The sequence below is a fragment of the Arthrobacter sp. SO5 genome, from assembly GCF_020532805.1.
Classification (GTDB): Bacteria; Actinomycetota; Actinomycetes; order Actinomycetales; family Micrococcaceae; genus Arthrobacter.
On sequence record NZ_MQTQ01000093.1, the window covers coordinates 68,746 to 92,938 of the forward strand.

Annotated in this window: 23 protein-coding genes; 1 reads left to right on the forward strand and 22 read right to left on the reverse strand. The window is 68.4% G+C overall.

The genetic code is table 11. The features are described from left to right. The 13 genes from BJG92_RS16440 to pyrR all read right to left on the reverse strand — a co-directional run. Window positions 1-1,704 (reverse strand): primosomal protein N' (locus BJG92_RS16440; RefSeq protein WP_232085058.1); only part of this gene is annotated, 1,704 nt, incomplete at its 3' end. A 178-nt stretch (window positions 1,705-1,882) separates the two neighbouring features. Then, window positions 1,883-3,118: a methionine adenosyltransferase gene (gene metK, locus BJG92_RS16445; protein WP_232085059.1), complete on the reverse strand. Its 1,236-nt coding sequence runs from the start codon at window positions 3,116-3,118 to the stop codon at window positions 1,883-1,885. A gap of 78 nt (window positions 3,119-3,196) precedes the next feature. Then, window positions 3,197-4,477, reverse strand: a complete 1,281-nt coding sequence (locus tag BJG92_RS16450) for a phosphopantothenate--cysteine ligase family flavoprotein (RefSeq protein WP_232085060.1) — start codon at window positions 4,475-4,477, stop codon at window positions 3,197-3,199. A 25-nt stretch (window positions 4,478-4,502) separates the two neighbouring features. Continuing rightward, window positions 4,503-4,763, reverse strand: a complete 261-nt coding sequence (gene rpoZ, locus BJG92_RS16455; protein ID WP_011692102.1) for a DNA-directed RNA polymerase subunit omega — start codon at window positions 4,761-4,763, stop codon at window positions 4,503-4,505. A gap of 39 nt (window positions 4,764-4,802) precedes the next feature. Beyond that, complete coding sequence (gene gmk / locus BJG92_RS16460; RefSeq protein ID WP_232085061.1) at window positions 4,803-5,375, reverse strand: guanylate kinase; 573 nt, start codon at window positions 5,373-5,375, stop codon at window positions 4,803-4,805. 41 nt (window positions 5,376-5,416) lie between these two features. Then, window positions 5,417-5,734 carry an integration host factor, actinobacterial type gene (mihF, locus tag BJG92_RS16465; protein WP_232085062.1) on the reverse strand — a complete coding sequence of 106 codons (318 nt, stop codon included), beginning with the start codon at window positions 5,732-5,734 and terminating at the stop codon, window positions 5,417-5,419. Between the two features lie 216 nt (window positions 5,735-5,950). Next, on the reverse strand, window positions 5,951-6,859 hold the full coding sequence (gene pyrF / locus BJG92_RS16470) for an orotidine-5'-phosphate decarboxylase (RefSeq protein ID WP_232085063.1): 909 nt from the start codon (window positions 6,857-6,859) through the stop codon (window positions 5,951-5,953). Further along, window positions 6,852-10,166, reverse strand: coding sequence for a carbamoyl-phosphate synthase large subunit (carB, locus tag BJG92_RS16475; protein WP_232085064.1), 3,315 nt, complete (start codon window positions 10,164-10,166; stop codon window positions 6,852-6,854). Before carB ends, pyrF begins: the two co-directional genes overlap by 8 nt. Further along, on the reverse strand, window positions 10,166-11,410 hold the full coding sequence (carA, locus tag BJG92_RS16480; protein WP_374199818.1) for a glutamine-hydrolyzing carbamoyl-phosphate synthase small subunit: 1,245 nt from the start codon (window positions 11,408-11,410) through the stop codon (window positions 10,166-10,168). The genes carB and carA overlap by 1 nt, the downstream gene beginning before the upstream one ends. 19 nt (window positions 11,411-11,429) lie before the next feature. Then, window positions 11,430-11,948: a hypothetical protein gene (locus tag BJG92_RS16485; RefSeq protein ID WP_232085065.1), complete on the reverse strand. Its 519-nt coding sequence runs from the start codon at window positions 11,946-11,948 to the stop codon at window positions 11,430-11,432. Then, a complete protein-coding gene (locus tag BJG92_RS16490) occupies window positions 11,948-13,333 on the reverse strand; it encodes a dihydroorotase (RefSeq protein WP_232085066.1) in 1,386 nt (461 codons plus the stop codon). The genes BJG92_RS16485 and BJG92_RS16490 overlap by 1 nt, the downstream gene beginning before the upstream one ends. Beyond that, the gene (locus BJG92_RS16495; RefSeq protein WP_232085067.1) at window positions 13,333-14,352 is read right to left on the reverse strand and encodes an aspartate carbamoyltransferase catalytic subunit; all 1,020 of its coding nucleotides are present in this window, start codon (window positions 14,350-14,352) and stop codon (window positions 13,333-13,335) included. Before BJG92_RS16495 ends, BJG92_RS16490 begins: the two co-directional genes overlap by 1 nt. Further along, window positions 14,349-14,948 carry a bifunctional pyr operon transcriptional regulator/uracil phosphoribosyltransferase PyrR gene (pyrR, locus tag BJG92_RS16500; protein ID WP_232085068.1) on the reverse strand — a complete coding sequence of 200 codons (600 nt, stop codon included), beginning with the start codon at window positions 14,946-14,948 and terminating at the stop codon, window positions 14,349-14,351. Before pyrR ends, BJG92_RS16495 begins: the two co-directional genes overlap by 4 nt. Before the next feature lie 179 nt (window positions 14,949-15,127). Between pyrR and BJG92_RS16505 the strand changes: the two genes are divergently transcribed. Next, window positions 15,128-16,324, forward strand: a complete 1,197-nt coding sequence (locus tag BJG92_RS16505) for a PrsW family intramembrane metalloprotease (RefSeq protein WP_232085069.1) — start codon at window positions 15,128-15,130, stop codon at window positions 16,322-16,324. Window positions 16,325-16,386: 62 nt separating this feature from the next. Here the strand turns inward: BJG92_RS16505 and nusB are convergent, their stop codons facing one another. The 9 genes from nusB to ruvX form a co-directional block, all read right to left on the reverse strand. Then, window positions 16,387-16,797, reverse strand: a complete 411-nt coding sequence (nusB, locus tag BJG92_RS16510) for a transcription antitermination factor NusB (RefSeq protein WP_232085070.1) — start codon at window positions 16,795-16,797, stop codon at window positions 16,387-16,389. Further along, window positions 16,797-17,360, reverse strand: a complete 564-nt coding sequence (gene efp / locus BJG92_RS16515) for an elongation factor P (RefSeq protein WP_136322650.1) — start codon at window positions 17,358-17,360, stop codon at window positions 16,797-16,799. Before efp ends, nusB begins: the two co-directional genes overlap by 1 nt. A gap of 166 nt (window positions 17,361-17,526) precedes the next feature. Then, window positions 17,527-18,045 (reverse strand): tetratricopeptide repeat protein, encoded by a 519-nt coding sequence (locus tag BJG92_RS16520; RefSeq protein ID WP_232085071.1) that lies wholly within the window; start codon window positions 18,043-18,045, stop codon window positions 17,527-17,529. Beyond that, window positions 18,045-19,136, reverse strand: a complete 1,092-nt coding sequence (aroB, locus tag BJG92_RS16525; protein ID WP_232085072.1) for a 3-dehydroquinate synthase — start codon at window positions 19,134-19,136, stop codon at window positions 18,045-18,047. Before aroB ends, BJG92_RS16520 begins: the two co-directional genes overlap by 1 nt. Continuing rightward, complete coding sequence (locus tag BJG92_RS16530; RefSeq protein WP_374199819.1) at window positions 19,133-19,780, reverse strand: shikimate kinase; 648 nt, start codon at window positions 19,778-19,780, stop codon at window positions 19,133-19,135. Before BJG92_RS16530 ends, aroB begins: the two co-directional genes overlap by 4 nt. Further along, window positions 19,780-20,979: a chorismate synthase gene (gene aroC / locus BJG92_RS16535; protein ID WP_232085073.1), complete on the reverse strand. Its 1,200-nt coding sequence runs from the start codon at window positions 20,977-20,979 to the stop codon at window positions 19,780-19,782. Before aroC ends, BJG92_RS16530 begins: the two co-directional genes overlap by 1 nt. 26 nt (window positions 20,980-21,005) lie before the next feature. Then, window positions 21,006-21,935 carry a shikimate dehydrogenase gene (locus BJG92_RS16540; protein WP_232085074.1) on the reverse strand — a complete coding sequence of 310 codons (930 nt, stop codon included), beginning with the start codon at window positions 21,933-21,935 and terminating at the stop codon, window positions 21,006-21,008. Next, the gene (gene mltG, locus BJG92_RS16545) at window positions 21,932-23,596 is read right to left on the reverse strand and encodes an endolytic transglycosylase MltG (protein WP_232085075.1); all 1,665 of its coding nucleotides are present in this window, start codon (window positions 23,594-23,596) and stop codon (window positions 21,932-21,934) included. Before mltG ends, BJG92_RS16540 begins: the two co-directional genes overlap by 4 nt. Next, window positions 23,577-24,176, reverse strand: a complete 600-nt coding sequence (gene ruvX / locus BJG92_RS16550) for a Holliday junction resolvase RuvX (protein WP_232085076.1) — start codon at window positions 24,174-24,176, stop codon at window positions 23,577-23,579. Before ruvX ends, mltG begins: the two co-directional genes overlap by 20 nt. Between the last annotated feature and the right edge of the window lie 17 nt (window positions 24,177-24,193).

Here is a 24,193-nt window from a genome sequence, read left to right on the forward strand (position 1 = left end):
TGCCCGCAGGTTTTCCCGCCGCAGCAGCGAGTCGCCGTCGAGCAACAGGGCCGCGGAATAGCCGCCGGCTGCGACCGGTTCGGCGCCGACAGTCGCCACAACGAGCGACTTGGCTCCGGAAACAGCGGCCAGGACCCGGTCGCCGGAGGACGTGATGACAGGTTTTCCGGGGAAGGCCCGGCCGAGTTCTTCGGCGGTGCGCAGCGCCCCGGTGGCGCCGCGCCGGAGCCGCACACCGTTGCAGGTGCCGCAGCGCCAGGCGGGGGCCTGTGTCGAGCACCAGCGGCACTGCGGCACCGCCGAGGTGCCGGTGGACCCGGCAATGGCCAACGGACCGCTGCAGGCCGTACAGCGGGCCGGTTCACGGCAGTTATCGCAGGCCAGCGAGGGCGCGTACCCCGCCCGGGCCACTTGGACCAGGACGGGCCCGCGTTCCAGGCCCTCCTTGGCGGCCCGCCAGGCCGCGCCGGGCAGCCTCGCGATCCTGGCCAGCGGATCGTGCTCGAGTTCGAAACTGTCGGCGGTGTTCAGCACGCGCGGGACGGACCGGCGCACTACGGTGCGGTCCGCCTCCACGGGCCGGGCCCAGCCCGATTCGACCAGCCGCTGCGTCTCGGTGCTGCGGGCGTGCCCGGCAAGTAGGCAGGCGGCGCCCTCCTGGCCGGCGCGGAGCAGCAGCACCTCGCGGGCGTGGGCGTACGGGGAGCGCTGCTCGATGTGAAGGTCGTCTCCGTCGTCCCAGCAGACCACGAGGCCAAGGTTGTGGACCGGCGCGTAGGCGGCAGACCGGGTGCCGACGGCCACCCCCGCAGCACCGCTGAGGATCCGCAGGAAGCTCCGGTACCGCGGGGTCTGGCCGTCGTCCGCGGTGAGCCGGGCAACGTCCCCGGCGGGCAGGAGCTCCAAGAGTGCGGCCTCGACCCGGTCCAGGTCCCGGTAGTCGGGCACGACGACGACGGCCCCGCGGCCGGACAGGCGGACGGCCGCGACGGCCTCGGCGATCATCCGCGGCCAGCCTCCCGGGCCGTAGCCCTGGAGTGCGCTCAGGACGGCCCGGGGCGACTCGCCTGCGCCGAGGTGCTGGAGGAACGCCGGCCCGTTGCGGTAGGCGCCCCAGCTCGAGGCCTCGAGTCCGGCCGGGATTGCCGCCCCTGCTCCGCCGGCGCCCTCCCCGTCGGGGTTGTCGCCGTCGGGGCTGCCGCCGTCGGGGCTGTCGCCGTCGGCGAAAAGCGCCGGGTCCAGGTGACCGTCGGGCGCGAATTCCTTCTCCAGTTTCGCCATCCGCGGGGGGACCGCCACGCGAAGGACGTCGCTCAGGGTTCCCGCATACCGGGCAGCGACGCGCCCGGCGAGTTCGGCGACGGCGGGCGTCAGCACGGGCACGGGCGAGAGGACTTTGTGCAGCGGCACGAGCGGGTGCCCGGCGTCGGACTCCGCCACCCGCTCAACGAGATAGCCGGCGAGTTCCTGGCCGTTGAACTTGACCTTGACCCGGACGCCGGGCCTGGCCGCGGCGTCAAGGCTCGCCGGGACGCTGTAGTCGAAGGGCCGGTCCAGGTGTGGGAGGGATGATTCGAGCCGGACCCGTGCCACGGGATGCTCGGCCGCGAGGGCCGGCCCGGCGGTGGTCGCCGGAAAGCCCTGGAGCAGTGAGAGCTGGAGGGGCTCGTCAGGGGCTGTGTCGCCGCCAGGGCTGGGCGTCATGGCATTTCCCTCCCTTCGGCTGCGGTCCAACCGTTCGATCGCCACTCAACAAGAAGTAGCCAGGCCCCCGGAACGGCGGCCTGGCTACAGCACATCACACGGCAGTGACATTGAGGGCAGTGACATTTGGGGCAGTGACATTGAGGGCAGTGTCACCTGGGACGGTGAGGTCAGCGCCTCACGCGTTGAAGAAAGCCTTGAGCGCATCCACCCGGTCCAGCCGTTCCCAGGTGAAGTCCGGATCATCGCGGCCGAAGTGGCCGTGGGCGGCCGTCTTGGCGTAGATCGGGCGCTTGAGGTCCAGCGCGTCGATGATTGCCCGGGGCCGCAGGTCGAAGATCTCGGCGATCGCGGCACTGATCCTGGCCGGATCCACCGTTTCGGTGCCGAAGGTTTCCACATAGGTGCCGACCGGGCGGGCCTGGCCGATCGCGTAGGCGATCTGGATCTCGGCGCGTTTCGCGAGCCCGGCAGCCACGACGTTCTTGGCGACCCAGCGCATCGCGTAGGCGGCCGAGCGGTCCACCTTGGACGGGTCCTTGCCGGAGAAAGCGCCGCCGCCGTGGCGGGCCATGCCGCCGTAGGTGTCGACGATGATCTTGCGGCCGGTGAGGCCGGCGTCGCCCACCGGACCGCCGATGACGAACGCGCCGGCCGGGTTCAGGATGTTGTGCGTCCGGGAGATGTCCAGGTTGGAGCGCGCCAGGACCGGATCGACCACGTACGCGGCAAGGTCGGCGCGGAGCTGGTCGAGGCTGGCGCCGTCGGCGTGCTGGCTGGAGATGACCACGGTCTCGACCGAGACCGGGCGGTCGCCGTCGTAGCCGACGGTGACCTGGGTTTTGCCGTCCGGACGGAGGTAGGACAGTTCGCCGTTCTTGCGGACCTCGGTGAGCCGCTCGGAGAGGCGGTGGGCCAGCCAGATCGGGACAGGCATGTACGAGGGGGTCTCGTCGCTGGCGTAGCCGAACATGAGGCCCTGGTCTCCCGCGCCCTGGAGGTCGTAGTCGTCCTCCTGGCGTCCCTCGCGCGCCTCGAGCGAGTTGAAGACGCCCCCGGCGATGTCGTTGGACTGCTGGCCGATGGAGACCGACACCCCGCACCGGGCGCCGTCAAAGCCGTTGGCCGAGGAATCGTAGCCGATGCCGAGGATGGTCTCGCGGACGATCTGCGGGATTTCGACATAGGCGTCCGTGGTGACCTCGCCGGCAACGTGGACCAGTCCGGTGGTGGCAAGGGTTTCCACGGCCACCCGGGACTCCGGGTCCTTGGCCAGCAGGGCGTCGAGGATCGAATCACTGATCTGGTCGCAGATCTTGTCAGGGTGCCCCTCCGTCACCGACTCGGACGTGAACAGCCGGAGCGAGGCGGGTGTGGACCCGTGGAAGTCAGGGATGTGCAGCGGTAAAGTCACTCAACTACCTTACTGGTTGGAAAACGGACGTGCGGCGGCGTGTGTCCCCGGACTAAGGAGACGTTGACGTCGCCAGGTTCAGGCCGGCGGGACAACCCGGCTCAACTCGGCGCTGATCCGGTCAATCACGGCAGCCGCAACGTCGGATTTGGAACCCGACGCTTCCTGGGGTTCGGAGCCGGTCCGGGAAAGGATGACTACGGAGTTGGTGTCCTCACCGAAGACCTTGCCTTCGCCGACGTGGTTGACCACCAGCAGGTCGCAGGCCTTGCGGCTCAGCTTGGCACGAGCGTACTCCAGGACGTCCCCGTCGGCGTCCCCCGTTTCGGCGGCGAAGCCGACAATCAGCTGGTTCCGGGAGGCCGCGTCCCGGACCTCGACGAGTTCGCGCAGGATATCCGGGTTGCGGACGAGGGAGATGACCGGATCGGCGGCGTCGTCGCGCTTCTTGATCTTCGTGCCGGAAACGTCCGCCGGGCGGAAATCAGCGACGGCGGCGGCCATGATGACGACGTCGGAGTCCGCGGCGGCGTGCAGCACCGCTTTCCGCAGCTCCAGGGCGGTCTCGACCTTGACCACTTCCGCGCCGTCGGGCGCCGGTACTTCCAGGTGGGCGGCCAACAGCCGGACCCTCGCGCCGGCGGCGAGGGCAGCGGCGGCCAGCGCCACGCCCTGCTTGCCGGAGGACCGGTTGCCAAGGAACCGCACCGGATCCAGGGGTTCGCGGGTACCGCCGGCGCTGACGGTGACGGTGAGGCCGGCCAACGGACGCAGGAGGGAAGAAAGTGCCGCATCCGACGGCGGCAGCGGGACCGCGCCGGGCGCTGCCGGGGCACCGGTGAGGGCCAGGGCGGCCTCGAAGATAGCCTCGGGGTCGGGCAGCCGCCCGGGACCGGAGTCAGAGCCGGTCAGCCGGCCCGAGGCCGGTTCCAGCACGGTGACGCCCCGGCTGCGCAGGGTCTCCACGTTGGCCCGGGTGGCGGCGTGCTGCCACATCTCGGTGTGCATGGCCGGGGCCATCAGCACCGGGCTGTCGCCGGCCATCAGCAGGGTGTTGGTGAGAAGGTCGTCGGCCTGTCCTGCGGCGGCGCGCGCCAGCAGGTCTGCGGTTGCCGGGGCCACGACGATCAGCGCGGCCTCATGGCCGAGCCGGACATGGTTGACGGTGTGCACCTCGTCGAACACGCTGTTGCTCACCGGATGCCCGGACAAGGCCTCCCAGGTGGCGACGCCGACAAAGCGGGTGGCGGCCTCCGTGGGGATGACGGTGACGTCATGGCCGGCTTCAGTAAAAAGCCGGAGGAGGGAGGCCACCTTGTAGGCGGCTATCCCTCCCCCGACTCCGAGGACTATGCGCACGTGACCTCCGTCTACGGCTGCGTGATTACTCTGCAGGCTCGATCGGCGTGGAAACGAGCTTGCCTTCGTTGATCTCGCGCAGGGCGATGGACAGCGACTTCTCGTTCAGCTTGGTGTCGACCAGCGGGCCGACGTACTCGAACAGGCCCTCGTGCAGCTGGGCGTAGTAAGCGTTGATCTGGCGTGCGCGCTTGGCGCCGAAGATCACCAGTCCGTACTTCGAATCGGCAGCCTTCAGCAGCTCGTCGATCGGCGGGTTGATGATGCCTTCAAGGTTCGTGGACACGAATTCTCCAAATTCTAACGGGCCGATACGTCCCGGCGCCTAGCGTGGGTTCGGGGTCAGCCCCATGAGTGAAACAAGCTCGTCCGCTGCCCGTCGAACGTCATCATTGATGACGGTGTGGTCAAACTCCGGTTCAGCGGCAAGTTCTAGTTTAGCGGTTTCCAGCCTTTGCTGCTGTTCCTCCGCCGTTTCCGTGCCGCGGCCTACCAGGCGGCGGACCATTTCGTCCCAGCTCGGTGGCGCCAGGAACACGAACTGGGCCTCCGGGACGGCCTGCTTAACCTGCCGCGCGCCCTGCAGATCGATCTCCAGGAGCACCGACCGTCCCTCGGCAATGGCCGCGTCCACGGTGCTGCGCAGCGTGCCGTAGCGGTTGCGGCCGTGGACCACGGCCCATTCGAGGAGGTCACCGTTTTCCACCAAAGAGTCGAATTCCTCGGCCGCCTTGAAGAAGTAGTGGACGCCGTCAACCTCGCCCGGACGCGGCGGACGCGTCGTCGCCGAGACGGACAGCCAGACGCCGGGATAGTTGTCCCGGATGTAGGTGGACACGGTGCCTTTGCCAACAGCCGTCGGGCCGGCGAGGACTGTCAGTCCCGGTTTGTTGCTCACATATTCCTTCGGCGGTGTTTGGATCAGCTCAGGGGTCCGAGCTATTTGTCGTCTATAAAATCTACCAGCGCCCGGCGCTGGTGAATTCCCAGGCCCCGGACCCGGCGCGACGCCGCGATGCCGAGCTGCTCCATGATCGCCGCGGCACGCACCCTCCCGATCCCGGGCAGCGCCTCCAGCAGCTCCACGATCCGCATCCGGGCGATGGCGTCGTCGGAGTCTCCTGCGCTGAGGAGTCCGGCGATGGTCAGCTCCCCGGACTTCAGCCGCTCCTTGGCCGCGGCTCTCGTGGTCCTGGCGGCTGCGGCCTTACTCAAGGCATCGGCACGCTCCTGCGGAGTGAGGGGTCGCAAGCTCACTGAAGTCCTCCTCCGTGCGCTGCCGGGCCCATCAGACGGATCGGTCAATGAACTTTCGTGGGACGGCTCGGCCGGACAGCGCCCAGGCAGTTGCCGTGGGCGTGTCCTGAACCTACCGTCTGGACGCGGCAGAAATCAATGGACAAGTTCCGCCGCCCAACCTTAGCCAAAGGTCAGGGCCGCGCAGTTCCTCAAAGGGTCCGTCGGGCCGGGCCCTCAGGCGCACAGTCCCTCGAGGGTCCGCTGGGCCGCGTCGCGCAGCGCCTGCCTCCCCGGGCCGGCGCCGAGAATGTCCCGGCTGGACGTGCCCAGCACCTGGCCGTACGCGCTGCCGAAGGTCCGGCGCAGGTCCGAGGCCGTGGCTCCCTGCGCGCCGAGCCCGGGGGCCAGAATCGGTCCGCGGACTGCGGCCAGGTCCAGGTCCAGGTCCCTGAGCGCGGAACCGACTGTGGCGCCGACGACGAGGCCGACGGAACCCAGACCCGCACCCAGACCCCCGGCTGCGGCGGCGTCAGCCGCACCGGCCGCACCGGCGAAGCGGCGGTTCTCGGCGGCAGCCGCCTGCACGATCCTGCGGGCGACGGAGTCCTTCCCGCCAACGTGCTGGACGGACGCGCCCTCGGGGTTGGACGTCAGCGCCAGGACGAAGACGCCGCGCCCGGTCTGCGCCGCGAGGTCCAGGGCCGGCCGGAGCGACTCGAAGCCCAGGTAAGGACTCAGCGTCACCGAGTCCGCGGCCAGGGCGGAACCGTCCCGCAGCCACGCGTCGGCGTAGGCGGCCATGGTGGAGCCGATGTCGCCGCGCTTGGCGTCGGCGATGGTCAGCACGCCAGCCTCGGCGGCGGCGGCCAGGGTCCGTTCCAGCACGGCGATCCCGGCCGACCCATGGCGTTCGTACAGTGCCACCTGCGGTTTCACCGCGGCAGCGAGGCCGCCCACCGCCGCCAGGACGGTGAGCGAGAAACGCTCCAGCCCGGCGACGTCGTCGTTCAGCCCCCAGGCCGCCAGCAGCGCCGGGTGCGGATCGATCCCGACGCACAGCGGCCCGCGGTCAGCCATGGCCCGGCCGAGCCGGGAGCCGAAGGACTCCCGGCCGGCCGTCTCAGCGGTAACAGCCTCAGGCATTCTGCGAGGCCGCATTCTGTGAGGCAAACAGTGCGGCAGCATGCTCCTGCAAGCTCGTGACCGACCACTCGTAGGTGCGCAGCGCCTCGATGGCCTGGACCGCGGCGTTGAACTCGGCCACGGTGGTGATGCACGGGATGCCGATCGACGTCGCCGCGGCACGCAGTTCGTAGCCGTCGCTGCGGGCCTCGCCGCCGGAGGGGGTGTTGAAGACCATGTCGATCTCCCCGGCGATGATGAGGTCCGCGATGGTGCCTTCCCCTTCGGCGCTGGAGCCCTCGGCGACCTTCCGGACCGGGGTGGCCTGGATGCCGTTGCGGCGCAGCACATCCGCGGTGCCGCCCGTGGAGACGATCTCGAAGCCGAGGTCGGAGAGCCGCTTGACGCCCATGATGACCGAGCGCTTGTCCCGGTTCGCTACCGAAACGAAGATTTTACCCTCCGTGGGCAGCGCGTTGTTGGCGGCGGCCTGGCTCTTGGCGAAGGCGGTATCGAAGTGCTTGTCGATGCCCATGACCTCGCCGGTGGAGCGCATCTCCGGCCCGAGCAGCGAGTCGACCACCTTGCCCTCGGGGGTGCGGAACCGGCTGAAGGGCAGCACGGCTTCCTTCACCGAGACCGGGGCGTCCAGCGGCAGCGTGGAGCCGTCGCCGGTTTCCGGCAGCATCTTGTAGGCCGTCCGGAGCTGGTTGATGGTGACGCCGGTGCCGATCAGGGCGGCCGCCTTCGCCATCTGGACGCCGGTGGCCTTGGAGACGAACGGAACGGTCCTCGAGGCCCGCGGGTTGGCCTCGAGCACGTAAAGCACGTCGGAGGCGAGGGCGAACTGGATGTTGATCAGGCCGCGGACACCCACGCCTTCGGCGATCGCGAGGGTGGCGGTCCGGACGCGGTCCAGCACGTTGTTGCCCAGGGTGATGGGCGGCAGCACGCAGGCCGAGTCGCCGGAGTGGATGCCGGCTTCCTCGATGTGCTCCATGATGCCGCCGAGGTACATTTCGGTGCCGTCGTAGAGGGCGTCGACGTCGATCTCGACGGCGTCCTCGAGGAAGCGGTCGATCAGCACCGGGTGCTCGGTGGTGATTTCTGTGGCGTTGGCGATGTAGCGCGAGAGGTTGGGCTCGTCGTAAACGATCTCCATGCCGCGGCCGCCGAGCACGTAGGACGGGCGGACCAGGACCGGGTAGCCGATTTCGTCGGCGATTTTCTTGGCGTCCTCGAAGGAGACGGCGGTGCCGTTCTTCGGCGAGATGAGCCCGGCCCTGTCGAGCACCTGGGAGAAGGCGCCGCGGTGCTCGGCGAGGTCGATCGCCTCCGGGGAGGTGCCGAGGATCGGCACGCCGGCGTCGGCCAGCTGCTGGGCGAGCTTGAGCGGGGTCTGGCCGCCGAGCTGGACGAAGACGCCCATCACCCCGCCGGTGCGTTCCTCGGCCGCGATGACCTCCAGCACGTCTTCGAGCGTGAGCGGCTCGAAGTACAGGCGCGTGGAGACGTCGTAGTCGGTGGAGACGGTTTCCGGGTTGCAGTTGACCATCACGGTCTCGTAGCCGGCCTTGCGCAGCGCCATGGAGGCGTGGACGCAGGAGTAATCGAACTCGATGCCCTGACCGATCCGGTTGGGGCCCGAGCCCAGGATGATGATGGACGGCTTGGCGTGCAGCGCCACCTCGTCCTCCTCGTCGTAGGAGGAGTAGTGGTACGGCGTGTAGGCGGCGAATTCGGCGGCGCAGGTGTCCACGGTCTTGTACACCGGGCGGATGCCGAGGGCCTGCCGGACACCGCGGACGACGTCCTCGGAGTTGTGCGTCAGGGCACCGATCTGCTCGTCGGAGAAGCCGTGCCGCTTGGCGCGCTGGAGCATGTCCGGGGTCAGGGCGGCGGCCTGGCGGATCTCGAGCGAAATCTCGTTCAGCAACTGGAGCTGGTCCAGGTACCAGGGATCGATCTTGGAGGCTTCGAAGAGCTGCTCCACGGTGGCGCCGCCCAGCAGGGCGCGCTGGACCTGGTGCAGGCGGTCCGTGGTGGGCCGCTTGGACTTCTCGATGAGCTCCGGAACTTCCCATTCGGGGACGTGGCTGAAGTCCAGCTGGGAGCCCTTCTGCTCGAGGGACCGCAGGGCCTTCTGCAGTGCCTCGGTGAAGTTCCGGCCCATGGCCATGGCCTCGCCCACCGATTTCATGGTGGTGGTCAGGGTGGGGTCCGCCGCCGGGAACTTCTCGAACGCGAAGCGCGGGACCTTCACCACGACGTAGTCAAGGGTCGGTTCGAAGGAGGCCGGGGTCTTCTGGGTGATGTCGTTCGGGATCTCATCCAGCGTGTAGCCCAGCGAGAGCTTGGTGGCGATCTTGGCGATCGCGAAGCCCGTGGCCTTGGAGGCCAGGGCGGAGGAACGGGAGACGCGCGGGTTCATTTCGATCACGACGACGCGGCCGGTGTCCGGTTCGACGGCGAACTGGATGTTGCAGCCGCCGGTGTCGACGCCGACTTCGCGGATGACGGCGATGGAAATATCGCGCAGGCGCTGGTATTCGCGGTCCGTGAGGGTCAGTGCCGGGGCCACCGTGATGGAGTCGCCGGTGTGCACGCCGACGGGATCGAAGTTCTCGATGGAGCAGACCACCACGACGTTGTCGTTCTTGTCCCGCATCATCTCGAGCTCGTATTCCTTCCAGCCCAGGATGCTCTCTTCGAGCAGCACCTCGGACGTGGGGCTGTACTGCAGACCCTGGCCGACGATCCGGCGGAGATCGTTCTCGTCATAGGCCAGGCCGGAGCCCAGTCCCCCCATGGTGAAGGAGGGCCGGACCACCATCGGGTAGCCCAGGTCCGCCGCGGCGGTGAGGGCCTCGTCGATGGTGTGGATGATGTGGCTGCGGGCGGATTCGGCGCCGCAGCGTTCCACGACGCCCTTGAACTTTTCGCGGTCCTCGCCGAGCTCGATCGCGGCGATGTTGGCGCCGATGAGCTCTACGTTGTATTTCTCCAGCACACCGTTCTTGTCCAGGGCGATCGCCGTGTTGAGCGCCGTCTGGCCGCCCAGGGTGGGCAGGAGCGCGTCGGGGCGTTCCTTGGCGATGATCTTCTCGACCACTTCCGGGGTGATCGGTTCGACGTAGGTGGCGTCCGCGAACTCGGGGTCCGTCATGATGGTGGCCGGGTTGGAGTTGACGAGGATGACCCGCAGGCCCTCCTCCTTGAGGACGCGCAGTGCCTGGGTGCCGGAGTAGTCGAATTCGGCCGCCTGGCCGATCACGATCGGGCCGGAACCGATGACCAGGACGCTCTTAAGGTCAGTTCTCTTAGGCATTACTTCGTGTCCTCAGTCTTGGATTCGGTGGCAGTCTTTGTGTCGGTCTCCGTCTTGGACGAAGCGTCCGCCATCAGCTCGATGAAGCGGTCGAAGAGGTACGCGGCGTCGTGCGGGCCGGCGGCGGCTTCGGGGTGGTACTGCACCGAGAAGGCCGGTATGTCGAGGCAGGAAAGTCCTTCCACGACGTCGTCGTTGAGGCTCACGTGGCTCACTTCGACGCGGCCGAAACGCTCTTCGGGGGCCCGGGTGGCGCCGTCGAGCGGGGCATCGACGGCAAAGCCGTGGTTCTGCGAGGTGATCTCCACCTTGCCGGTACGCCGGTCCAGGACGGGCTGGTTGATGCCGCGGTGGCCGTAACGCAGCTTGTAGGTGCCGAAGCCGAGGGCGCGGCCGAGGATCTGGTTGCCGAAGCAGATGCCGAAGTACGGAATCTTCGCATCGAGCACCGAGCGGAGCAGTTTGACCTGGGTGTCGGCGGTGGCGGGGTCGCCGGGCCCGTTGGACATAAAGACGCCGTCCGGGTTGAGGGCCGTGATGTCCGCCAGGGTCGCGGTGGCCGGCAGCACGTGCACCCGGACGCCGCGCTGGGCGAAGCGGATGGGGGTCATCCGCTTGATGCCAAGGTCGATCGCGGCGATGCTGAACCGCGGTTCGCCGTCCCAGCCGAAGTCCCTGGGCTCGACAATGTAGGCCTTGTCCACACTGACTTCCTCCGCCAGGCGGGCGCCTTCCATGGGCGCGCTCGCCAGGACGGCATCCACGAGTTCCTTGTCGGCGGCGCGGGCGGCGTCACCGGAGAAGATCCCGGCGCGCATGGTCTTGTGCTCGCGCAGGTGCCGGGTGATGGCACGGGTGTCCACTCCCTGGATGCCGACGATGCCCTGCTCGATGAGCTCATCGTCCAGAGAACGCTCGGAGCGCCAGTTGGACGGGCGGCGGGCCGCGTCCCGGACGATGTAGCCGGCCACCCAGATGCGCCGGGACTCGGCGTCGTCCCGGTTCACGCCGGTGTTGCCGATGTGCGGCGCCGTCTGGACCACCAGCTGGCGGGCGTAGGAGGGGTCCGTGATGGTCTCCTGGTAGCCGGTCATGCCGGTGGCGAACACCGCCTCGCCGAGGGCAGTGCCGGTGGCGCCGTAGCCGGTGCCGCGGAAGATCCGGCCGTCCTCGAGCACGAGCACCGCAGCGGTGGCTGCCTGCGCGGGCGCGGTGGCGTTTGCTGTCACTGCTTGTTCTGTCACTTTGGATTCCGTCACGTCGTTACTTTCCACTATCGGCTTCTGCCTGAGGGGCTGCGGAGATCAAATCTTGGAGGGCGTTGAGGAGGATGGCTTTGTCGCCGGCGTGCCGGCTGCGGAAACCGGAATCCAGTTCGCGGCTGCCCAGCATCCAGCTGATGACCAGCAGTCCGTCCTTTTCGACGAACTTGCCGGCCATGCCGCTTTCCTGCCGCACCCCGGTGAGGCTGGCGGCCGGGATGAAGACCGGGCCGGCGCCGGAGCGCTCGAACAGCACGCCTTCCGGGTGGACGCTGAGCCCGGCGTTGGTGCGGATCCCCAGGTTGTGGACGGCAATGCGGTCCAGCCAGTCACCGGCGGTGGTGGAGGCCACGTACTGGCCGTCAGCTGCGGCCAGCGCCGCGCCCAGTTCCGCGGGGACCTCCGGCAGGGGGTCGACGTCGGCCTGGCGGCGCAGGCGGTTCCGCCAGCCGACCGCCAGGAGGGCAAAAACCACCACGGCGAGGGAGAGCATGAACAGTCCTGGAAGCACTCTGTCCATCAGTTGCGGCCCGCCGTTGCGGCTGTGGGGGTGCCTGGCATCTCTGCGGTCTCCGGGAGCCAGCGGTACGGGGTGTTGAGCCTGCCGTCGAGGACGGTGGGGTGGCCCTTGAAGAACGTCGCCACCACCTTGCCGGGCAGTTCCCGGCCGGCAAACGGAGAGTTACGGCCCATGGTTGCCATCTTAGAAGGGTCCACGGTCCAGCGCGCAGCCGGGTCCACGAGTATGACGTTGGCGGGTTCCCCGGCGTCGAGCGGGCGGCCCTGGTCCGCGACCCGGCCGATCGCGGCCGGGGCGGTGGAGGTGACCCGGGCAAAATCGGCCCAGCCCATCAGCCCGGTTTCGATCATGGTGTGCTGCACCACGGACAGCGCGGTTTCCAGCCCGGTCATGCCCATGGCCGCCTGCGCCCACTCGCATTCCTTGTGCTCGCTGGGGTGCGGCGCGTGGTCGGTGCCGACCACGTCGATGGTGCCGTCCGCCAGCGCGGCCCGCAGCGCCTGGACGTCCGCATCGGTGCGCAGCGGCGGGTTGACCTTGTAGACGGGGTCGTAGCTGCGGGCGAGCTCGTCGGTGAGCCACAGGTGGTGCGGGGTGACCTCGGCGGTGACGTTGACGCCGCGGGACTTGGCCCAGCGGATGATCTCCACGGACCCCGCAGTGGAGACGTGGCAGACGTGCAGCCGGGAGCCGACATGCTGGGCTAGGAGTACGTCGCGGGCAATGATGCTTTCCTCCGCGACGGCCGGCCAGCCGGCGAGGCCCAGGACTGCGGAGACTTCGCCCTCGTTCATCTGTGCACCGGCGGTGAGCCGGGGTTCCTGCGCGTGCTGGGCCACGACGCCGTCGAACGCCTTGACGTATTCCAGCGCCCGGCGCATCAGGACGGGGTCGTGCACGCAGATGCCGTCGTCGGAGAAGACCCGGACCCGGGCGCGGGAATCGGCCATGGCGCCGAGTTCGGCGAGCTGCTCCCCGGCGAGGCCGACGGTGACGGCGCCCACCGGGCGGACGTCCACCCAGCCGGCGGTCCGGCCCAGGGTGAGGACCTGTTCGACGACGCCGGCGGTGTCCGCCACCGGGGTGCTGTTGGCCATCGCGTGCACGGCCGTGTAGCCGCCGAGGGCGGCGGCACGGGTGCCGGTCTCCACCGTTTCGGCGTCTTCGCGGCCGGGTTCGCGCAGGTGGGTGTGGATGTCCACCATGCCGGGCAGCGCCACGAGCCCGGCGGCCTCGATGACGGTGGCGCCGCCGGCGGCAAGGTTCAGGCCGCGTGCTTCGATGATCCCGTCGCGGATCAGGAGGTCTTCCGGGGCTCCGCCGAGGATGGCGGCGCCGCGGATCAGGTAAGCGCCGGTGCCTGGGTCCTGGTGCTGTGATGCCATTAGTGGCTCTCCTTGGTAACGGTGGTGGGGGAAGCTTTGGAGGTCCCGGCCGGACCGCGGCTGTCCCCGGAGAGCAGCAGGTACAGCACTGCCATCCGGATGGACACGCCGTTGCGGACCTGTGCGAGCACCGTGGAGCGGGGCGAGTCGGCCGCGGCGGCGGAAATCTCCAGGCCGCGGTTCATCGGCCCGGGGTGCATGATGATGGTGTCCTTCAACCCCAGGGTGTCCAGGGTGCGGAGGCGGGTGTCGTCGAAGCCCCAGCGGCGCGAGTATTCGCGGGTGGTCGGGAAGAAGGACGCGTTCATCCGTTCGCCCTGCACCCGGAGCATCATCATCGCGTCCACGCCCCGGGCGAGGGTCTCGTCAAGGTCGTAGCTGACCCTGCACGGCCACTTGTCGACGCCGATCGGCAGCAGCGTCGGCGGCGCGACCAGGGTGACCTCGGCGCCGAGGGTGCGCAGCAGCCAGACGTTGGAGCGTGCCACCCGGGAGTGCAGCACGTCCCCGGCGATCGCGACGCGCATGCCTAAGAGGCCCGCCCCCGCGGACGGGATTCCCGCCAGCTTCGACCAGTGCCGGCGCATGGTGAAGGCGTCCAGCAGCGCCTGGGTGGGGTGTTCGTGGGTGCCGTCGCCGGCGTTGATCACGGCGGCATCGATCCAGTCGGTAGCGGCGAGCCGGTGCGGGGCACCGGAGGCCCAGTGCCGGATCACGACGGCGTCGGCCCCCATGGCGGACAGCGTCTGGGCCGTGTCCTTGAGGGACTCGCCCTTGGAGACGGACGAACCCTTCGCGGCGAAGTTGATGACGTCCGCGGAGAGCCGTTTGGCGGCGGCCTCGAAGGAGATGCGGGTGCGGGTGGAGTCCTCGAAGAAGAGGTTCACGACCGTCCTGCCGCGCAGGGTGGGAAGCTTCTTGACCTCACGCTCGCCGACGGCCGCCATTTCCTCGGCGGTGTCGAGGATGCGGATAGCGTCGGACAGGCTCAGGTCTTCGGTGGAGAGCAGGTGCCTCACGCGCTGGCCTCGATGACCACTTCGTTGACGGGCACGCCGTCGACCGTGTCGGTTTCCGCGAGCCGGACCCGCACCTTCTCCGCGGAGGAGGTGGGGAGGTTCTTCCCGACATGGTCCGCGCGGATGGGCAGTTCCCGGTGGCCGCGGTCGATCAGCACGGCGAGGCGGACGATGCGCGGGCGGCCGAGGTCAATGATCGCGTCGAGCGCTGCGCGGATGGTGCGGCCGGAGTAGAGGACATCATCGATGAGCACCACCACTTTGTTGTCGATGCCGGTGCGCGGGAGCTGGGTGGGGTACGGCGGCCGCATGGCCTGGTGGGAGAGATCGTCGCGGAACATGGTGACATCCAGCTGGCCGACGATTGCCGCGGGGTCCACGGTGGGATCGGCGGCCGCAATCTTCTCTGCGAGCCGGACGGCGAGCGGGTAACCGCGCCGCGGGATGCCGAGCAGGACCAGGTCCTGGGAACCCTTGTTGGACTCGAGAATTTCATGGGCGATACGAGTGAGTGCACGGTCGATGTCCGCCTGGTTCAGGACTACCCGGGTGAGTAGTACCGTAGCCGGAACCGGTGCTTCTGGAGCAGAAGTCAACGCTCGTCTCCCCTTTCCCCGCCTCACGGGACGGAATTAAAAAAGGATATTTTGCACTCCAAAATTACCACACGGGCTGCCTCCGGCCCGCCCCGGAGCGGCCGTTGCGGGTCGGTCTGCATCACACCGCGGCTCCCGCGCCTTGGGTGCCCGGCCGGCCGCACCTTAGGCTCGTGTTCATGAAGAAGGCCAACCCCAGCTGGATGGGGCACGTGCGGAGCCAGAATTACCGGCAAGCCCCCGCCCATGACGGGGCCTTGCCCCGCCCGGTCGTGCCTGCGGCGGTGTCGGGAGCCCGCACCCGCTCGCCGACGGGAGCGATCGGACTCGTCGTGGCCGGCTGGGCGCTCGGTTTCCTCAGCCTGTTCCTGGTACTGCCTTTGCTGCTGCGCAACACCGGCGGGCCGGGCTTCATCGTGGGGTTCGTGGCCTCGTTGCTTCCCCTGTCGGCGGTCCTGCTGGCAGTGCGTTTCATCGACCGCTGGGAACCGGAACCGCGCCGGCTTCTGGTCTTTGCCTTTGTATGGGGCGCAGCCGTATCGATTGCCGTGACCACGCTGATCCAGCCGGTCTTCGCACTCACGGCCGGTCCTGCCTCCGGCCTGGACTACACAACGTTCGCCGTGACAGTACAGGCACCGGTGGTGGAGGAATTCGCGAAGTCCCTCGGGCTGCTGCTGCTGGTGCTCTTCGCCCGGAAACACGTCGACGGGCCGGTCGACGGCGTGGTGTTCGCTTTCACCATTGCGGGCGGCTTCGCGTTCACCGAGAACATCCTCTACTTCGGCCGCGCGATCGCGGAGTCCGGCACCCCGGGCCCTGACCTAGTCGTGGTGTTTTTCCTCCGCGGCGTGATGTCGCCCTTCGCCCATGCGATCTTCACGGGAACTACGGGCCTCCTCCTGGGCTTCGCGGCCCGGCGCGGGAACACCGGACTGATTCTTGCTGCCTTCGTGGTGGGCCTGATCCCGGCGATGCTGCTGCACAGAGGGTGGAACTCGATGGGCCAGGATTTCCTGGCGCAGTACATCCTGGTCCAGATCCCGATCTTCCTGCTCGCGGTCCTGGTCATTGTGATGCTGCGGGTCGCCGAAAACAGGCTGACCCGGCAGCGGCTCCGGGAATACGCGGCGGCCGGCTGGTTCACGGGCGCGGAGGTGGACATGCTGGCCACCGCCGGCGGCCGCCGTCGGGCGCTGAAATGGGCCCGATCGACCGGCCGGGGTCCGCAGATGAGCGCCTTCCTGCACGCCGCCACCCGCCTCGCCTTCACCCGCCAGCGGATCCTGACCGGCCTGGACGTCCCGGCGCACCAGCGCGAGGAGCAGCAGCAGCTGGCCGACGTCGTGGCACTCCGGGCAGCCGTCCTCCAGTAGCACGCAGAAAGGGCCGGTGGCCGCCGCTGGGCGGGCACCGGCCCTTCTGTCTCGCTCGGCGATCAGGCGAGCAGCGAAGGTTTCAGCTGCTGCAGGCGGCCCAACAGTCCGTTGATGAACGACGGCGACTCGTCCGTGGACAGGGTCTTGGCCAGGGCCACGGCCTCGCTGACGGCAACGCCGTCGGGAACGTCGTCGTTGTAGAGCAGCTCCCAGGTACCGATCCGCAGGATGATGCGGTCCACCGAAGGCATCCGCTCCAGGGTCCAGCCCTGCGAATAGGTTTCCAGGAACTCATCGATCGCCACGTGGTGGGACACGACGCCTTCGACGATTTCGAGGGTGTACGGGTTGACGATCTGGTCCGTCTGCTCGCGACGGGACTTCAGCACATCGAACGCCGAGACGGAACGCTGCTCCGCTTCGAAGAGAACATCCAGGGCCCGGTTGCGGGCCTTACCGCGTGCACTCACTAGTCGTTGACCCGGCCAAGGTAGCTGCCGTCGCGGGTGTCGACCTTGACCTTGGTGTTGTTCTCGACGAACAGGGGCACCTGGATCTCGTAGCCGGTCTCCAGCGTGGCGGGCTTAGTGCCGGCCGAGGAGCGGTCGCCCTGAAGGCCCGGCTCCGTGTAGGTGATTTCGAGGACGACGCTCGGGGGCAGTTCGATGTAGAGCGGGTTGCCCTCGTGGATGGCGATGTTGACCATCTGGTTCTCGAGCATGAAGTTGGTGGCGTCGCCCACAGTGGGACCGGGCACGGTGAGCTGGTCGAAGTCCTGCGTGTCCATGAAAACGAAATCCGCGCCGTCCTGGTATAGGTACTGGTAATCGCGGCGGTCTACCGTGGCGGTCTCGATCTTGAGTCCGGCGTTGAAGGTCTTGTCGACGACCTTGCCGGACATCACGTTGCGCATCTTGGTGCGAACGAAGGCGCCGCCCTTGCCCGGCTTCACATGCTGGAACTCGATGATGTTCCACAGCTGGCCCTCAAGCTTAAGGACGGTTCCATTCTTGATGTCGTTAGTGGTTGCCACTGTATCCTCTGGTTTCTTATGCGGTTGGCTCCAGGAGCCGGCCGGCTATGCCGGGCAGGCATGCCATAGCGGCCCGCCAGCGCGTATTTATCAAAAATCCAAGATCCATTCTACCGGTTCCGCCGGGCGGCTGCCGAAGGGGCCGCCTGCGCGAGCCGCGCGGAGCTCAGGAGTTGAGGTCCCGCACGTCCCGGGCACGCTGGAGGGCCACCGTGGAGGAGTAGATGAGCGACGCGTCGGCGGAGCCCGCGACGCGCAGGTCCAAGGCCTTGGCGAAGGATTCGACGGCGGCGGAGATGTGGCCGCCGGCGAAGTAGGAGCGGCCCAGCTGCTGGCGGATCACGGCCTCGTCCGGGGTGCCCTGGGTCTCGGCCAGCAGGTGCCGGAACAGCTCGACGGCCCGGTCGGCCCGGTGGGACACCCGGAGCACGTCCGCCTCGAAGATGCGCAGGCGCAGCGAATCGGGATTCGTGTAGCGGGCCTCGGCCAGCAGCTCGGCGGCCTCCGCGGCGTGGCCTTCGACGAGTCGCACGAAGATCAGGTCGCCGGGATCATCCGAGGCAGCCAGCGCCGCGGCGACGGCGTCCTCGTTCACCAGCTGCGGCATGAGGCTGTCCGGGTTGATCCTGATCCCGGGAAACCCGGCATCCGGCCAGTCGCTGGTTCCGCCTGGGACGAACGTCATCAGGAGGCAATCTCCTGGTAGGCCGCGAACAAGAGCGAGGTGTCCGGGACGTCGAGGATCCCGGGACGCCCGACGCCGTCGAGCACCACGAAACGCAGCAGGTCGCCGCGGGATTTCTTGTCCCGCCGCATTCCGTCCAGCAGGGCCTGCCAGCGGTCCCGGCGGTAGGTGAGGGGAAGGCCGAGGCTCTCGAGGATACTGCGGTGCCGGTCAGCGTCGGCGTCGCTGAGCCGGCCGACGCTGCGGGCCAGTTCCGCGGCGAACATCATGCCGACGGAGACGGCGGCGCCGTGGCGCCAGGAGTAGCGTTCGACGAGTTCGATCGCGTGGCCAAGCGTGTGGCCGTAGTTGAGGATCTCGCGCTGGCCGGTTTCCTTGAGGTCCGCCGACACGACCCGGGCCTTGACCGTGATGGCCCGCTCGATCAATTCCCGGAGGGTGTCCGAGCGGGGGTCGGCGACGGCGGCCGGATCCTTTTCGATCAGGTCCAGGATGGCCGGGTCCGCGATGAACCCGCATTTGATGACCTCGGCCATGCCGGAGATGATCTCGTTCTTCGGCAGGGTGTCGAGGGTGTCCAGATCGGCCAGGACGCCGGCGGGCGGGTGGAAGGCGCCGACGAGGTTCTTGCCTTCGGCGGTGTTGATACCGGTCTTGCCGCCGACGGCGGCGTCCACCATGCCGAGCAGGCTCGTGGGCATGTGGATGACCTTGACGCCGCGCAGCCAGGTGGCGGCAACGAAGCCGGCGAGGTCGGTCACGGCCCCGCCGCCCACGGCGACGATCGCATCCGAGCGGGTGAAGTCGTTCTGGCCCAGCACCTGCCAGCAGAAGGACGCCACCTCGATGTGCTTTCCCTCTTCGGCGTCGGGGATCTCGGCGGTCAGCGCCGTGAAGCCCGCCGCGGCGAGCTCTTCCCGGACGGTGTCGCCGGTAAGCCGCAGCGCCCGGGGGTGGATGACCAGGACACGCTTGACGCGTTCGCCCAGCAGGCCCGGGAGCCGGGACAGCAGGCCGCGGCCCACCTCGACGTCGTAGTTCTCGCCGGGCGTCTGCCCCGTGACCTTGATGACGGTTGATTCGGTAATCACTTTTCAACTTCCTTAGTCGCCGCTGTCATGGGCGCTGCCGCTCTCTTCCCGGCGGTCAGCTCCCCCAGCGCATCTTGCAGCCGGCGGACGAGCTCCGGAACGGATCCGCTCCGGACATCGAACACCAGGTCGGCCAGCCGCTCGTAGACCGGCCGCCGGGTGGCGAACAGTGCCTTCCAGCGTTCCATGGCGTCACCGGCCAGGAGCGGCCGGCCTGAATTCCTGGCAATGCGTTCCGCCACGGTGTCGGAGTCGCATTCGAGATACACCACGGTACACAGGTCCAGCAGCTGTTGGGTTCCGGAGTCCAGCACGGCGCCGCCGCCCAGCGAGATGACCGTGTTGCTGCCCTGTGCTTCCTCGATGGCCCGGGCCACGGCACGGGCTTCGAGTTCACGGAAGACGGTCTCGCCGCGGCGGGCGAAGATCTCCGCGATGGTCCCGTGGTTGTCGACAATGACGGCGTCGGTGTCCACGAATGCCGCTCCCAGCTGCTGGGCAAGCTGCTGGCCGATGGCGGACTTGCCGACCGCCATCGGCCCGATCAGGGCGACGGGCCGGGCCCCGGCAGCGCTGCCGCCACCGGCGTTGGTGTCGGCGCCGGCGTTGGTGCCGGCCGTCGCCCTGGTGATCCCGGCCGGCATTACTGGCCGATCGAGTCCAGGGACGCCGGGATGTTGTCCAGGTAGCCCCTAAGGTTGCGGGCGGTCTCCTGCACGGAATCGCCGCCGAACTTTTCCGTGACCGCTTCCGCGAGGACCAGGGCCACCATGGCCTCGGCGACGACGCCGGCGGCGGGGACGGCACAGACGTCGGAGCGCTGGTGGTGGGCCTTGGCGGCCTCCCCGGTGCTGACGTCGACCGTTTTGAGGGCGCGCGGGACAGTGGCTATCGGTTTCATTGCCGCCCGGACGCGCAGCACGTCGCCAATGCTCATGCCGCCTTCGATCCCGCCGGCCCGGTTGGACGTGCGGACGATCTTGCCGTCCGCGTCCTTGACGATCTCGTCGTGGGCGGCGGAGCCCCGGCGGGCGGCGGTGCGGAAGCCGTCGCCGACCTCCACGCCTTTGATGGCCTGGATGCCCATCAGGGCAGCAGCGAGGCGTGAGTCGAGGCGTCGGTCCCAGTGGACGTAGCTGCCGAGCCCCGGCGGGAGGCCGTACGCGAGCACTTCCACCACGCCGCCGAGGGTTTCGCCTTCCTTGTGCGCGACGTCGACCGCGGCCACCATCGCGTCGGAGGTTTCCCGGTCAAAGCAGCGCAACGGGTCGGCGTCCAGGGCCAGGACGTCGTCCGGGACCGGCAGGGGGCGCCCTTCCGGCACGGCGGTGCTGGCGATCGACACGGTGTGGGAAACAAGTTCGATGCCGAGCTGTTTGAGGAATGCCGCGGCCACGGTGCCGAGGGCCACGCGCATGGCCGTTTCGCGGGCGCTGGCGCGCTCCAGCACGGGCCGGGCCTCGTCGAATCCGTATTTCTGCATGCCGGTGAAGTCGGCGTGGCCGGGGCGTGGCCGGGTCAGCGGGGCGTTGCGCGCCTGGTCGGCGAGGATTTCGGGGGCCACCGGGTCCGCAGACATGATCTGCTCCCATTTGGGCCATTCGGTGTTCCCGACGTGGATGGCGACGGGGCCGCCCTGGCTGAGTCCGTGACGGACGCCGCCGAGGATAGTCACCACGTCCTGCTCGAACTTCATCCGGGCGCCGCGGCCGTAGCCCAGCCGGCGGCGGGCCAGCGCCCCGGCGATCTGGGCGCTGGTGAGTTCCACACCGGCGGGCACGCCTTCAATAATTCCGACCAGGGCCGGACCATGGGATTCTCCGGCAGTCAACCAACGCAACATAGCGTCCATCCTGCCATGTAAGGCGCTTAGAACACCCGTCGGGGCGCCCCCACTGCGTCACACATCACATCTATGACCTCCCGTGGAACGGCGTCCCCGAGTCCGGTGAAGTGCCGCACCTGTTCCACGGCCTGGTAGATCAGCATCTCAAGTCCGGCCACCACGGTTCCGCCGGCATCCTGCCACGCGGCTGCGATCCGGCTGGGCCAGGGATCATAGGCGACGTCGAGCAGGACTCCGGGGTTGGTCCGCCCGGATTCCCGTGCACGCTCCGCCCCAAACGCGTGCTGCAGCTCCCCCGCCAACGTGTCCGCGGCACGCGGCGGCAGCGTCGAGATGACGACGTCGGCCCAGGCGACGGCGGTCGCGGCGCCGGTGATCGGCAGGACCCGGATGGGCAGGCCGACGGCGGCTGCGGCTGCGCGCGCTGCGGCGGCCCGGCCGACATCACGGACGAAGACGTCCGCTGCGGGGGCGCCCAGTTCCTTCAAGGCCGCGATCGCGGCAGCAGCGGTCCCTCCCCCGCCCAGGACGGCAGCGGCCGGTGCCGCCGGGGCGCCGGCGTGGCGGAGGGCGTTGACGATCCCGGCGACGTCGGTGTTGTAGCCGATGAGGCGGACGGTGCCGCTCCTGCCGGCGGAAGCGCCGTCCGCGGGTTCGTCCGGCTCGAAGGCGACAGTGTTGATGACCCCGAGGGCGCGGGCGATGCCGCGGACTTCGTCAACCTCGGCGAGCATCGCGGTCTTCAGCGGCATGGTGACCGATAATCCGCGCCAGCGTTCGCCCCGGCCGGCCTCGTCCCGGACCCTTGCCATAAACGCCGGCAAGGCTTCTTCGGTGACGTCGAACGGCGCGTAGTCCAACTCCAGGCCGAGGTAGGCGTATGCGGCCCGGTGCAGCGCCGGGGATTTGGAATGGCTGATCGGGTGCCCTAGGACGGCCGCCCGCAGCGTCATACGCAGCGTCCCGGATTCGCCTCACACCAGGAGTTGTACTTGGCAACGTAGGTGTTGTGCTCAGCCAGGGTCTTGGAGAACTTCGTCTCCTTGGTGTCCAGGTTGATGGTCACCCAGTAGAGGTAGTCGTTGGCCTTGGGCTTGGCGGCGGCATCGATGGCCGTCTTGCCGGGTGATCCGATGGGACCCGCCGGGAGTCCAGTGATCGCGTAGGTGTTGTAGAGGTTGGACTTGTCGGTTTTTTGATTTTCGTCGATGTGGAAGCTTCGGATGCCCAGTCCGTAGGTCACGGTGGCATCGGACTGGATCAGGCCGTTGGTCTCGGTGTTGTTGGGTTTGAGCCTGTTGTAGATGGCTCCGGCCACGTCGCCGTATTCCGCCTGGCCACCTTCGGCCTGGACGATGCTGGCGACCGTGACGACGTCGTACTGCTTGGCCGGATCCGTCACTCCCTGCGACTTGAGCTCGTCGAGGGTGCTGGTGACCAGCTTCTGCAAAACATCCTTGGCAGTGGTCCCCAGCGGGAAGCGGTACTCGCCGGGGGCCAGGAAGCCTTCGAGGTTCTTGGCCTTGGCCGGGACGCCGAACTGCGCGGGCGAATCGCTGAGTGCCTTGAGCTCGGACACCGGAACCCCGGTCCCTTCGGAGATCGCCTGCAGTGATTCGCCGATCCTGAGCCCGGCACTCACGGCGAAGTACAGGACCTTGCCCTTGTCCCGGTTCAGCAGCACGGCCACGGCATCCGAGGCCTTCATTTCGTTGCGCAGGGTGAATTCGCCGGGGCTCAGGGCTCCGCCCGCGGCGGCAAACTCCTTGATGAAGGTGTCCGGGTTCGCAATGACCTTTTTCTCCTGGAGCTGGGTGGCCACAGACTTGGGGCCGGCGCCTGCCGGGATGGTGATGGCGACTTCGCCGGTGCCAGGGCCGGGGTAGTCGGCCACGGTGTCGCCGCCGAGCAGGGGCTTCAGGAACTGCGCGCCCACGACGATCGCCACAACGAAGACCACCAGGGTCAGCACGAGCGCCAGGAAGCGGCGGCGGCGGCGGACCTTTTTGGACGGTCCCTTGGCGGTGCGGATGGTGGCGGCTCCGGCCATGAGGTCGTGACCGGCTTCCTCGTGATAGTCGGCGTGTTCTGCGTCGGCATCTTCATAGACCTGGTGGGCACCGTCGTCGGGGTGGACGGCGTAGTCGTCGTGGGGTTCGGCCTGGTGGTGGACTTCGTAGCCGTGCTGCAGTTCGGTGGCGCGCCGGGAAGTGTCCTCGCGGGCAGCAGCACCGGCGTACTCGTGCACCGGCTCGTCCTGGCTGGATTCTTCGAACGCTTCGGGCGGGTATTCCGCCCGGACGCGTTCTTCGTGGACTGGTTCTTCGTGGACTGGTTCTTCGTGGACTGGTTCTTCGTGGACTGTGGGGGCAGCCGGAGGGAGTTCCGGTGGCGCCGACTCGATCGGAGCCACCGGCTGCGCCGCGGGAGTCCGTGGCGCGGCCGAAGCCGCCGGCGTCGGGGTGTCCTCGCCGGTCTCGTATGCCTGTGGCGGAACGCCGTCCTGACCCTGGGCCGAGAGGAGCTTTTCCCGGGCCCTGATTTCTTTGCGCGTCAGCGGAAGGCCGGTGCCGAAATCATCACCTGGGGAGTCGTCATTGTTGACCGGGCTCACTGTTGCCTTCCGTTTTGTGCAGAATTCGTGGTGCAGGATGCTCTTCTAGTGCCGGACCGGTTGGTAGGCCATCCCCGGTTGGCCCCGGAACGGAATCCGCATACACGCGGATTCCGGCCTCCGTCCCCCTGGCCTTTTGCATATCGATCGCGTGTTGCAGGATACCTGCGGCCGCAACCTGATCAACCACCTTACGGTGATTTCGGCTGCTCACGCCAGCGTCGTGCAGGTGCCGGTGGGCCGAGACTGTACTCAGGCGCTCATCGATCAGCCTGACCGGCACCTCGGAACCTAACTCCCCCAGTTTACCCGCCAGTAGTTTTGCGTAGTCCGTGGCCATCCGGGCGGAGGCATGTTCCTCGCCCTTCATCGTCCGCGGCAGGCCGACGAAAATCTCCACGGCGTTCAGCTCCGCGGCCAGCGCCGCAAGAATCCGCACATCGGTATTCTTCTTCACGTTCCGTTCCAGCGTCCGCAACGGAGTTGCCAGGATGCCGTCCCGGTCACAGACCGCGACGCCGACCCGGACGGTGCCGACGTCGACCCCGAGCTTTACGCCCTGGGGGTAGTCGCCGGGCACGGCTGGTTCATTCACAG

Excerpts from the sequence above, each read along its gene's own strand:
- pyrF (WP_232085063.1), bottom strand. The coding sequence starts at position 6,859 with ATGCCTGAGGCTGTTACCGCTGAGACGGCCGGCCGGGAGTCCTTCGGC.
- carB (WP_232085064.1), bottom strand. The coding sequence starts at position 10,166 with ATGCCTAAGAGAACTGACCTTAAGAGCGTCCTGGTCATCGGTTCCGGC.
- BJG92_RS16485 (WP_232085065.1), bottom strand. The coding sequence starts at position 11,948 with ATGGACAGAGTGCTTCCAGGACTGTTCATGCTCTCCCTCGCCGTGGTG.
- BJG92_RS16490 (WP_232085066.1), bottom strand. The coding sequence starts at position 13,333 with ATGGCATCACAGCACCAGGACCCAGGCACCGGCGCTTACCTGATCCGC.
- BJG92_RS16505 (WP_232085069.1), top strand. The coding sequence starts at position 15,128 with ATGAAGAAGGCCAACCCCAGCTGGATGGGGCACGTGCGGAGCCAGAAT.
- BJG92_RS16520 (WP_232085071.1), bottom strand. The coding sequence starts at position 18,045 with ATGACGTTCGTCCCAGGCGGAACCAGCGACTGGCCGGATGCCGGGTTT.
- BJG92_RS16530 (WP_374199819.1), bottom strand. The coding sequence starts at position 19,780 with ATGCCGGCCGGGATCACCAGGGCGACGGCCGGCACCAACGCCGGCGCC.
- aroC (WP_232085073.1), bottom strand. The coding sequence starts at position 20,979 with ATGTTGCGTTGGTTGACTGCCGGAGAATCCCATGGTCCGGCCCTGGTC.
- BJG92_RS16540 (WP_232085074.1), bottom strand. The coding sequence starts at position 21,935 with ATGACGCTGCGGGCGGCCGTCCTAGGGCACCCGATCAGCCATTCCAAA.